General features: G+C 40.0%; 10 protein-coding genes. 1 reads left to right on the top strand and 9 read right to left on the bottom strand.

The annotated features are described in order from the left end of the window. Positions 1–57: 57 nt before the first annotated feature. Both RMB13_RS08560 and RMB13_RS08555 read right to left on the bottom strand, forming a co-directional pair. Complete coding sequence (locus RMB13_RS08560) at positions 58–861, bottom strand: acyl-CoA thioesterase domain-containing protein (protein ID WP_209830545.1); 804 nt, start codon at positions 859–861, stop codon at positions 58–60. Between the two features lie 198 nt (positions 862–1,059). Continuing rightward, complete coding sequence (locus RMB13_RS08555) at positions 1,060–2,862, bottom strand: acyl-CoA dehydrogenase C-terminal domain-containing protein (protein ID WP_311084978.1); 1,803 nt, start codon at positions 2,860–2,862, stop codon at positions 1,060–1,062. A 303-nt stretch (positions 2,863–3,165) separates the two neighbouring features. Between RMB13_RS08555 and RMB13_RS08550 the strand changes: the two genes are divergently transcribed. Continuing rightward, positions 3,166–3,615, top strand: coding sequence for a PaaI family thioesterase (locus tag RMB13_RS08550; protein WP_080592417.1), 450 nt, complete (start codon positions 3,166–3,168; stop codon positions 3,613–3,615). A gap of 20 nt (positions 3,616–3,635) precedes the next feature. Here the strand turns inward: RMB13_RS08550 and RMB13_RS08545 are convergent, their stop codons facing one another. The 7 genes from RMB13_RS08545 to RMB13_RS08515 form a co-directional block, all read right to left on the bottom strand. Then, the gene (locus RMB13_RS08545; protein WP_311084977.1) at positions 3,636–4,853 is read right to left on the bottom strand and encodes an MFS transporter; all 1,218 of its coding nucleotides are present in this window, start codon (positions 4,851–4,853) and stop codon (positions 3,636–3,638) included. A gap of 19 nt (positions 4,854–4,872) precedes the next feature. Next, positions 4,873–6,189 (bottom strand): outer membrane trimeric porin-like protein DcaP, encoded by a 1,317-nt coding sequence (gene dcaP, locus RMB13_RS08540; RefSeq protein ID WP_311084976.1) that lies wholly within the window; start codon positions 6,187–6,189, stop codon positions 4,873–4,875. Between the two features lie 39 nt (positions 6,190–6,228). Continuing rightward, the gene (locus RMB13_RS08535; RefSeq protein WP_311084975.1) at positions 6,229–6,882 is read right to left on the bottom strand and encodes a 3-oxoacid CoA-transferase subunit B; all 654 of its coding nucleotides are present in this window, start codon (positions 6,880–6,882) and stop codon (positions 6,229–6,231) included. After that, positions 6,882–7,550, bottom strand: coding sequence for a 3-oxoacid CoA-transferase subunit A (locus RMB13_RS08530; protein WP_311084974.1), 669 nt, complete (start codon positions 7,548–7,550; stop codon positions 6,882–6,884). The genes RMB13_RS08535 and RMB13_RS08530 overlap by 1 nt, the downstream gene beginning before the upstream one ends. A 17-nt stretch (positions 7,551–7,567) precedes the next feature. After that, a complete protein-coding gene (locus tag RMB13_RS08525) occupies positions 7,568–8,845 on the bottom strand; it encodes an MFS transporter (protein ID WP_205469469.1) in 1,278 nt (425 codons plus the stop codon). A gap of 180 nt (positions 8,846–9,025) precedes the next feature. Then, positions 9,026–10,312, bottom strand: a complete 1,287-nt coding sequence (locus RMB13_RS08520) for an MFS transporter (RefSeq protein WP_005041502.1) — start codon at positions 10,310–10,312, stop codon at positions 9,026–9,028. Positions 10,313–10,369: 57 nt separating this feature from the next. Further along, on the bottom strand, positions 10,370–11,524 hold the full coding sequence (locus tag RMB13_RS08515) for an acyl-CoA dehydrogenase family protein (protein ID WP_003651134.1): 1,155 nt from the start codon (positions 11,522–11,524) through the stop codon (positions 10,370–10,372). Positions 11,525–11,616 lie beyond the last annotated feature (92 nt).

The following is an 11,616-nucleotide window of genomic DNA, read 5'->3' as shown; positions in this document are numbered from 1 at the left end:
TAAATCTCAAAATAAAAAAGTCATCCTCCGGGATGACTTTTTTATGGGTCCAAATATTTATTTGGCCATCTTACGTAAAGTTAAAATCTGCTCGCTTCGTCCAAATGGGCCATAGAGGTCATGTAAAACTGCACTTGTTAAGCCAATACCATCCGATCCATATTGCTGAACAGTTTCCAAACCTAACCATTTACCTTGCGGATAACGGTGCATGTGGATTTGCAAATCAAGATTTGGAAACCCCCACGTAAATTCACCTTCTTGTCTTGGTACAATTCCGTTTGCGGTATCCACCATACCAATCAAATGTGCAAAATCTGTGGTCAGCTGCCCTTCAACCATTTCTTTATCATTATTTAGCCAAACGATACCTTTACCTGCGCGATGCTGATCATCAATTTTTGTCACTAATGTTTGAATAAAACCACCCGGCCATCTTTTCATACCCTTCCACTCTGTAAAAGAGTCTGGATGATGAACTGGCTGATCTTCAAGCCCAGCAATATCGGAACTGTCTTGAGTACACATTCGCCATGCTCTGGCAACAATACAGGTTTTACCTTGTGCTTGCATTTCAGCTTCTATTAGCTCAATTGTTTTTCCGGCACGAATCACTTGGGTCTTAATTGTAAATTCACCAAATGCAATAAGACCAAAAATATCAAAACTAATTCGACCAATTCGCATGCCTTGTCGTGGTGAAAACTGCTCTAACTCCGCTGCTATTAAGCCACTTGCTGGTGCCATATGCTGTTCATGAGGGTTCCAAGTGCCTTGTGCATGAACAGTTGAGCAATAATGAGCAATAACTTCACCTTGAGGACCAATTGATCTATTCAGTAATTGATAATAAGCATTCATGATTTTCTTTCCTTAGTCCTTATCGAACATCAATATTTAATGAAAGTTCACGTTTTAATGCTTATATTAATGGTCTATTCCCTTGGCTAAATTGGTTTTTCCTACCAAAAACTCATGAGTCTAAAGTTACAAATTTAATCAATGGGTAAAATTCCACATAAAAATTTCACCCATTGATTCTCAAAAAACTACTATTTGCTAGAATGCAAAAGCATCTTGGTCAAGCTCCATGACAGATTCAGCTCCTGACTCAATTGCGGCAGCATGACTTTGTGTACGATGTAAAAGTTTTTGATAGAAAAACTTAGCTGTTGTTAACTTCGCTTTATAAAAAGCTTCCTCTTGTGTACCTAATGCCAATTTTTCATGGGCAACTTGAGCCATTCGAGCCCAAAGATAGGCAAACACGACGTAACTAGAAAAATAAAGATAATCTACAGAGGCCGCGCCAATTTCTTCTGGATTGTGCTTCGCTTTTTCGGCAATTGTTGTAGTGAGCGATAACCATTGTTGCTTAAGTTCACCTAATTTTTCTAAATAAGGTTTCAGTGCAACATTTGCTTGATGTTGAAGAATGAATTGATCAATTAAATCCGTCATATTCTTTAAGAGCTTGCCTTCTGAATTTAAGACTTTACGTGCAAGCAAATCTAAAGACTGGATTTCGGTTGTTCCTTCATACAAGGTTGAAATGCGTGCATCGCGTACAATTTGCTCCATTCCATGCTCAACAATAAACCCATGCCCACCAAATACCTGAACACCATGTTTTGCAGACTCATTACCAGACTCAGTTAAAAAAGCTTTAGCAATAGGCGTTAAAAAAGCCAGTAAATTATCGGACTGTTTTTGCTGTTCTTGATCGGCTGAACTTTCAACAATATCTACATGTTGAGCTAGAAAATAAGCTAGCGCACGTCCACCTTCAGCAAATGCTTTTTGTGTCATTAACATTGAACGCACGGCAGGATGCACAATAATCGGATCGGCATTCTTTTCTGGATATTTTGGACCAGATAATGAACGCATTGCGAGGCGTTCTTTGGCATAACTTAACGCGCCCTGAAATGAAATTTCAGAGGCAGCGAGCCCTTGTACTGCCGTTCCAATGCGCGCGGTATTCATAAAGGTAAACATACAATTAAGCCCACGATTTTCCGGACCAATCAAATAACCTTGAGCACCATCAAAGTTAAGAACACAGGTGGCATTTCCGTGAATACCCATTTTATGTTCAATGGCACTACAGACGACCTGATTGCGATCTTGCAAATTACCTTCATCATCTACATTAAATTTAGGCACGATAAACAAAGAAATACCTTTTGTGCCTGCGGGTGCCTGAGGTAATCGAGCTAAAACAATATGAATAATATTTTCAGAAAGATCGTGTTCACCTGCCGATATAAAAATCTTTTCCCCAGTAATTGAGTAACTACCATCCAGATTTGGTTCAGCCTTGGTTCTAATTAAACCGAGGTCCGAGCCCGCATGTGATTCGGTTAAGCACATGGTTCCAGTCCAGATTCCACTAATTAACTTGGTTAAAAACTGCTGCTTTTGCTGTTCTGTTCCGTGGTGTTCAATTGTTCTCATCGCACCATGAGATAATCCCGGATACATTGCCCAAGCCCAGTTAGAACCACACAACATTTCAGAAATCGCAATGCGTAATAGAGTTGGTAAGCCCTGCCCACCATATTCAGGGTCGGCGGTTAGAGAGGTAAACCCAAGTTCGGCATATTTTTGGTAGGCTTCTTTAAAACCTTTCGGTGTAGTCACTACGCCCTGATTTAAATGACACCCTTCTTGATCACCATTTTGATTAATAGGTGCCAATTCATTTTCACAGAAATCTGCTGCTGCCTCTAAATATTGATCAATTAATTCTCGATTTACGCTTTCTTGATATTTGCTTAAACGTTGGTAATTCTGTTCTGTTTGAAGCATTTCATGCAAAACAAATTGCATATCACGTAATGGAGCTTTGTATAAAGGCATAGTTTTTTCCCTTTCACTTCACTGCCTAGGTCATACAGGCAGATATGTTTTTCCTTGAATAGACTTTTATTTTTTCAACTCAACCAAAATATCAAAAAATTTCTTATAGCAAAACTAGTTTTCACTATTTTCATAAAATTTAACACGTAAAAATATCCGTTAAATATTTAAGAAGTTGTATTTAAATAGTTTTATTAAATTAATGCTTGTAGAAATAAAAAACTGATTGCTATTTTAATTTTGTATTGCAAAATATTATTCCGTAAAAAATCAATTTATAGTATTGTGATTACATTACTTATCATCCAAGGACGATTTATGGATAGCCCGAAATACACAGGTCTTGAATTTTTAACAGCTTTAAAAAATGGCGAAGTTTCTCCATCGCCTATGGCTCACACCATCCCCATGCAATTAGTAGAAGTTTCCGAAGGTAAAGCCACTTATAAAGTTACACCTAAGCAAGAACATCGAAACATACAAGGCGGTGTACACGGCGGCTTTTGTGCTACAGCTTTAGATACTGCTACAGGAAGTGCTGCGCATACTCTACTCGAACATGGAGTTGGCTATGGGACTATTGATTTGAATGTAAAAATGATTCGTCCCATGCAAGTTGATACGTCTTACTACGCAAAGGCTGAGTTGATTAATGCGGGGCGCAATATTATTAGTACTGAAGGAAAAATCGTGGATGAAAACGGAAAAGTATATGCTTTTGCCACTGCCACATTAATGATTATTCGAAAATAAAAGCCCTGTTAAGCTCCTCCTTATGGAGCTTTTTCTTGCTTGGCAATTTTGTCCATTTCATAGAAATCTAAGCGATCAATCATAAAACTCACAATGGCTAGACTTATACCTAAGGCTACACAGGCTTCCCATCCCCAGTGTTTCCATGCATAAACTGCAATAAAAGAACCTAAGGCCGCCCCACCAAAATAGAGCGTCATATAAATTGAGTTAATGCGGGAACGTGCCTGCGCGGAAATTCGATAAACCAGATTTTGGTTGAGTACATGAAATGCAGACAGCCCAAAGTAAGCCATAATTACGCCAACCGCATAGGCCACTAAAGATTGCTGTGCAAAAAATAGTGGTATCCATGCAGTAATTAATAAAACCATGCTAACCAGTGCAACTTTATTCTCAAGTCCCGCTGCAATTTTCTTACCCGCCCACGGTGTGGCAAACACACCAGCTAACCCGACAATTCCAAATAGACCAATTTGGAAATCATTAAAATGATAAGGAGCATTGGCTAAAAGAAATGTCATGGTTGTAAAAATAAGTGCCAAAATACCAAAACCAATTCCACCAGCAAAACCACGGCGAAGCAGATGAGGTTGATGCACCGCTAATGAAAATAATGAACTGTAAATTTGTAGAATATTGAGTTGATGAGATTTACGCGCAACTGGTAATTTTGACCACATGATCCAAGCAAAAACCAAAATGACGATGCCACTAATTAAATAAACGGCATGCCAAGACCAAACCGTAGAAAGTAAACCCGCAATAGAGCGCGCCAATAAAATTCCCAAGAACAAACCACTCATGAGAGTCCCAACAACTTGCGGGCTTTTTTTCGGACCTGCCAAACCTGCGGCGAAAGGAACCAAAACTTGAGTTGCAATAGAAAAGAATGTTGCTAAAAAGGTAAAGCCATATAAGACTGGCAAGGTTTGGCTAAAAGAAAGCCCCACTTGTGCAAGCCCCGTACAACACATGAGCAAACAAATATAACTACGCTTTTCAAAGAAATCACCGAGTGGAACCAATAGAAACAGTCCTATCGCATAAGACAGTTGTCCAATCACAATGGTTAAAGCCACTTGTTCGGCATTAGCCTGCAAAGCTTTGGCAATTGAATAAATTAAAGGCTGGTTATAATAGTTCGAGCCCGCACAAATCCCGCATGTCATCGCCATGATAAAAATAAAGCTTTTTGACAAAATATTGTCTGCATCGGGTCGAACTATTTTTTCCATTTTTTAATTACGCCCTATTTTAAAATTTATACATCGACACAAAGTTTACACGTGATACATCAGCTGTTCTGCCATCAAAGACTTCTCGTTTACCTTGATGGTATTCCATGCCGATATCCATTTGTTCAATAGGCGAATAAAAAACGTTAGCCGCATAGTCAGTTAAACGCTTATTGGCATCGGGATTGAGTTTTGCATAAGCCGTATCATCATCATAATCAAACACTGAAGCTGATAAGTTTGCACGCCATTGTTCATTGAATTTATATGTATAACCAATATTTACGCTATTGAGTTTATTCATAACTAAATCTGTTTTTTCTTCATTTAAAGAAAAATCACCCGCTGCATTTAAACTTGTTGAATTTGCCAAGCCGCTTTGCGTGGTGTAAGGCATAAATTTTTGATCACCAACAATATATTGATAATTTGCTTGCACCGATTGCTGTGGCGTTAATTGGTATTTTAACCCGCCCCCTGCGCCCCAACTTACTTTCTTAACCGTGGCAGTTGCGACATCTGCAGATTTTTCATTAATAAAACCTTGAGCAAGTGCAGTTAAAGGACCTTGTTTAAAGGTATAGCGTCCCGTTAATGATGGAAAAGCCGAGACTCTTGAACCTGTATATTCTAGAGCTACTTTTAAATCATTATTGGCATCAATTTTCCAGTCATAGCGAATTTGAGGAGTCCGTGTATAGGAAGTTCCTACAAATTGCGTGTAGTCCACAGATTCTGTACGTGTTTCCATGTTGGACATGAGTGACCATGTTTGACCAAAGGTCCAATCCTTATAAGTGAAAAATGCATGGCGAATACGGAATTTACCATCGCCCGTTCCCATGTTAGAGCTATCAAAGAAATCGGCTTCAATATTTCCCGTAACCGCTTTATTCGGGCTATTAAAATAGACCCCTAAGCGGCTTGCATTTACACTTACATCTGAACGCGCATGATTAGAACGTTTATCACTCTCAAAAGGTGTGCGGTTTAAGCTACTTGTCGTTCTGCCTCCCGAATCAGGTGAGGATTTAAAATCGACCGCCGCATCTATACGGGCAATACCGTAAACCTTAACATTGTCGGTCCAAGTCACCCAAGACGGAGCAATCGGCTTAGCTGTTTCAATGCTCTTATTCTTTTCGACATTTTCTTCAATTTGGGCCTGTTTGACCTGTAAATTACTTTGACTTTGTTTTTGAGCTATAAGTTCTGCTTTTAACTTTTGTAGCTCACTTTCTAGCAAATTAATTCGCTGTTCTGTTGTATCTGAAGAATTTGCAAAAACAGTCCCTGAAGCCGCAGCGCAAGCTGCAGCTAAAATTAATTTTTTCATCTTTTAATCCTTAAAGAAGCTTTTTTCCATGTGTATAAATTAGGCTACACGTGCATCTATGAGCGGACAGTCGGTCACTGCCTGTAATTCATCAAAACTTAGACCCTCCACCATTTCCTTGACATAGGCTTTCTGATCTTTCAGTTCAATAATGCATAAATCGGTATAGATACGATTTACACATTGCTCACCTGTGAGTGGATATGTGAGTTCTTTTACAATTTTTGACTCACCCTTTTTAGTGACATGTTCCATATAGACATAAATCGTTTTTGCGCCAACCGCCAAATCCATCGCACCGCCTACGGCAGGTACATCATCTGGTTTGCCTGTGTGCCAGTTTGCCAAATCACCATTTACCGCAACTTGGAATGCACCAATAACGCAAATGTCTAAATGGCCTCCACGCATAATGTCAAACGAGTCACCATGATGCATAAAGCATCCACCTTCTAATAAAGTGACAAGTTCTTTTCCGGCATTGACTAAGTCTTCATCTTCTTCACCGAGTTGTGGTGGCGGGCCAAAAGCCAAAACACCATTTTCCGAATGTAAAAAGATTTCTTTGTCTTTTGGCAAAAATTTGGCAACGTTAGTAGGAAGTCCAATTCCCAAATTGACATAAGAACCTTCAGGAATGTCATTGGCAATCAGTCTGGCAATATCTTCACGAGAACGCTTTTGAACTGACATTAGATATCTCCTACTTTTACAACGTGCTGTACAAAAATTCCCGGTGTGATAATGCACTCTGGGTCAAGCGTTCCTAGCTCTACCGTGTCATTAACTTGAACAATGGTATTTTTTGCGGCTTTTGCCATAATGGGGCCAAAATTACGGGCCGCTTTGCGATAAGTTAAATTGCCCCAGCGGTCGGCCTTATCTGCATAAATCAATGCAAAATCAGCTTCAAGTGGATATTCAAGTACATAATTTTTGCCATTAATAGTTCGCGTTTCTTTACCCTCGGCAACTTTGGTGCCATAGCCAGTTGGAGTAAAAACAGCTCCTAATCCTGCACCTGCTGCTTGAATACGGCATGCCAAATTCCCTTGTGGAACCAGCTCTAGCTCGATCTTTCCAGCTCGATATAAATCTTGAAAAACTGTTGACCCAGCCGATTTAGGGAATGAACAAATCATTTTCTTAACACAACCGGCAATAATCAGATTTGTTAAACCCCGATAACCAGAAGCTGCATTGTTATTAATAATGGTAAGTTCTTTCTTGCCTAAATCAATTAAGGCCTCAATTAATTCTGCTGGTTGTCCAGTAACACCGAACCCACCTGTCATGATGGTTGCCCCATCAGGAATAGCTTTTAAAATCGGTTCAATATCACTGGTCACTTTATTAATCATTTCTTCACTCTCCTTAGTTATTCAGCTTTTTGAGGATCGTATAAACGATCTTTAATAAATAAGGTTGGGATAAGTCCACAGACAAAATATGCAATACCCATCAGTAATAAGCCTGCACCAATGGAACCATGCATTGCCAAATAACCAATGGTCAGTGGCGCAAAGATCGCTCCGATACGTCCAATATTAAATGCACCACCCACTGCTGTACCTCGAATAGAGGTTGGGAAGCTTTCGGTTAAATAAGTTGCGTTAATAGCGTACGGAATACCATAAAGGAAACCAAAAACCAGCATCAGCCAACCAATGTTTTCAGGCGTATGCATATACACCACCACTGGTATAAACAGTGCGGTTCCAATCGTACCGAAGGCGAAAACAACTCGGCGTCCAATACGGTCTGCTACAAAACCAGCAAGCACTTTGGCAAACATCATGGTCAAAAATGTTCCAATCATATAGATTGCCATTTCTTTAAATTTAATCCCTAATTCAGACTCTAGATAAGCAGGCAACCAGTTACTCACCCCCAAATAACCAAACATCAGGAACCCAGAACTAAATGACCAAAGCATGAGCATCTTGCCGTGTTTTTTATCTTTAAATAGGGCGATATAAGGATTCTCAGCTTTTTTGGCAGTGCCAACAGCAGGGTTAGCAAGTTTTAAAGCACGGGCTTTTCTCCATGACTCAGGTTCAGGCACAAAGAAGAACATGAGAACAGCCAAAACAATCGGGATAATCGTAATGAAATACAGCATCCGCCAGCCAAATTCAGGAATAATCCAACCTGATAGACCTGTAATGGTTAAAGAACCGAGGGTATAACCAGTCATCAGTGTTGCTAACACCGTTGTACGATATTTGGTCGGCACCATTTCAGACATTAAAGTATTACAGCCGATGTAGAGACAACCCAATCCCATACAGGTAATAATTCTTAAGATCGCGAGTTGCCCATAGGATTGTGCAAACCCCGTCATACAAGAAAGTATGGCAAATGCTGCTGTTGAAATGACAATAATACGGACTCGTCCAAAACGGTCACTTGCCCAGCCACCAATCAGTCCACCAATCGCCATACCAAAAATTGACCAACTGCCTAATGCACCTGCCTGAATCGTGGTTAAACCAAATTCGGCCTTAATACTGGTCAGAGTAAAAGCTAGAATGCCAACATCAGCACCATCACAAAGTAAAGTGAGAAATGAAAATATAAAGGCTAGAACCCAGACTTTTTTAGGTGTCTGAGTGACCTCATTGTCTTGGAATGTACTTAGAGCTTCCATTTTCATATTTTTACCTATCCATTACATAAAAGTGAGTATTCCTAAACTCATTTATTTGAAAGAGAATATTTTTATAAAAATCATCCATCTTTCTATTTATCATTTTTTTCATGCAATAAATTAACTGGTAACCGTGCATGATTTAGGTTCAGACCTGATCATGATCAAGTCTGAAACGCTGCTGAATTAATCAGCTTTTTGTGGGTTAAATAATCGGTCTTTAATAAATAACAGTGGAATCACACCGCAGATAAAATAAGCAGCTGCCATCACCAATAGCCCTAAACCAATAGAACCACTTTGCGATAAATAACCAATTGTAAGTGGAGAGAAAATCGACAGAACCTTGCCAATATTATAGGCACCACCAACCGCAGAACCACGAATCGAAGTCGGGAAGCTTTCAGTCATATAGGTGGCATTAATGGCGTATGGAATGCCATACAAGAAACCGAAGAACAGCATCATCCATAAAATATTGGTTGGTGTATTTAGATAAACAATGACAGGAATAAACAGTGCTGTACCAATGGTTCCAAAAGCAAACACAGCACGGCGACCCAATTTATCCGCAACAATGCCCGCAATTACTTTGGCAAACATCATAATCAGGAAGGTACCGACCATATACATCGCCATTTCTTTAAATTTGATCCCCAGATCAGATTCAAGATAAGCAGGTAACCAGTTACTTACCCCGTAATAACCAAACTGTAATGCACCTGTACTGATAATCCACAACACAAACATAGTGCCGTGTTTTTTATCTTTTAAAATTTCAAGATAAGGATTCTGACGTTTCACTTTTTGGGTTGGATCGACTGTCGTTGCCGCCAACGCTTTCAATTCACGTGATTTTTTCCAAGATGCAGGTTCAGGCACACAAAAGTGCATCAAAACCGACAGCACCACAGGGGTAATTGCAATCCAGTACAGAAAACGCCAACCATGCTCAGGAATAATATGACCTGCTAACAAGGTTGCAAGTAATGAACCCAAGGTATAACCCGTCATCAAGGTTGCCAATACAGTGGTACGATGTTTAGTCGGCACCATTTCTGACATTAAAATATTACAGGCAATATATAATGCACCCAGCCCCATCGAGCCAAAGACTCGTACAATGGCAAACTGCATATAAGAATCAGTAAAACCAAGCGCACAGGTTAAAACTGAAGAATAAGCAATAAAAAATACAATAATGCGCACGCGGCCAAAACGGTCACATGCCCAACCACCAATCAGACCGCCAATTGCTGAACCTAAAAGCGTTAAACTTCCTAAAGTACCTGCCTGTACACCCGTTAAATGAAACTCCGTTTTTAAACTGGTTAAGCTGAGCGCGAGAAAACCCAAATCTGCGCCATCACATAACAAGGTAAGAAAGGCAAAGATAAATGCAGTAATCCAAATCTTTTTGGGGGTTTGAATCCCTTCAGGGCTTGCTTCCTGCTTCAGTGTTTCTGTGGTCATATCCATATCCTTAGAGGAACATGAGGCATCCGATGCCTCATGGCATTTAATTTTTTATTAGGCTGTAGCTTCCCTAATCATGTTTTTGGCAATAATAATTTGTTGAACTTGCGTGGTTCCTTCATATAAACGGAACAAACGCACATCACGATAAAAACGTTCAATGGCATATTCGCTGATATAACCTGCCCCACCGTGAATTTGTACGCAGCGATCTGCCACTCGACCACACATTTCGGTCGCAAACATTTTTGCGCAAGATGCTTCTGTACTAATGTTTTCGCCATTGTCACGACGGCGAGCTGCATCTAAAACCATACATTTAGCAGCGTAAATCTCGGCTTTTGAGTCAGCGAGCATGGCTTGAATAAGCTGAAAGTTCGCAATCGGCTGACCAAATTGCTTGCGTTCAATGGCGTAGTGAAGAGCATCATTTAACATACGCTCAGCAACACCGACGCTATATGCCCCAATGTGCAAACGGCCTTTATCAAGCACTTTCATGGCCGTTTTAAAACCAATACCTTCAATGCCACCAATAAGTGCAGATGCAGGTACTCGGCAATTTTCAAAAATGACATCACAGGTATGAGAACCCTTTTGTCCCATTTTTTGATCAATTTTTCCTAAAGTAATGCCGGGTGTGTTGGCTTCTACTAAAAAGGCTGAAATGCCCCCCGATCCTTTAATTTCAGGATTGGTTCGTGCCATTACCGTAAAAGTAGCTGCATGTGGCGCATTGGTAATAAAACGCTTAGTACCATTTAGAACATAAAAATCACCATCTTTTACTGCACTGGTTTTTAAAGATGCCGCATCAGAACCAGATTCAGGCTCGGTTAAACAAAATGAACCTATAATTTCGCCACTTGCATAACGTGGTAAATATTTTTGCTTTTGCTCTTCTGTCCCATCAATCAAAATCGCGCTTGAGCCAATTCCGTTATTGGTACCAATTAAAGAACGGAAAGCTGGTGAGGTTTGCCCAAGTTCAAATGCGACTCTTACTTCTTCTTCCATGGTGATGCCTAAACCACCATATTCTTCTGGAATTGTGAGTCCGAACAAACCGAGCTCACGCATTTGCTGCACAATGTCATCCGGAATTTTATCTTTCTCTACCACTTCGTTTTCACGAGGGATCAATTCATTTTTTACAAAATCTCGAATTGTTGAAAGTAATTGTTCCAACATCCCTTCATCACGGATCATCTGTGATCTCCCTTCTTATGTATTTCCATCGTACCCATCAGCCAATTCCAGCTTGTCTGGATACCATGTTTTAAATCTTGTTTACTGCGGAT

It is taken from the genome of Acinetobacter sp. V102_4, from assembly GCF_031799005.1.
In the GTDB taxonomy this organism is placed as follows: Bacteria; Pseudomonadota; Gammaproteobacteria; order Pseudomonadales; family Moraxellaceae; genus Acinetobacter; species Acinetobacter calcoaceticus.
The sequence above is the reverse complement of the archived record's forward strand: the minus strand, read 5'-3'. Positions and strand labels throughout refer to the sequence as shown.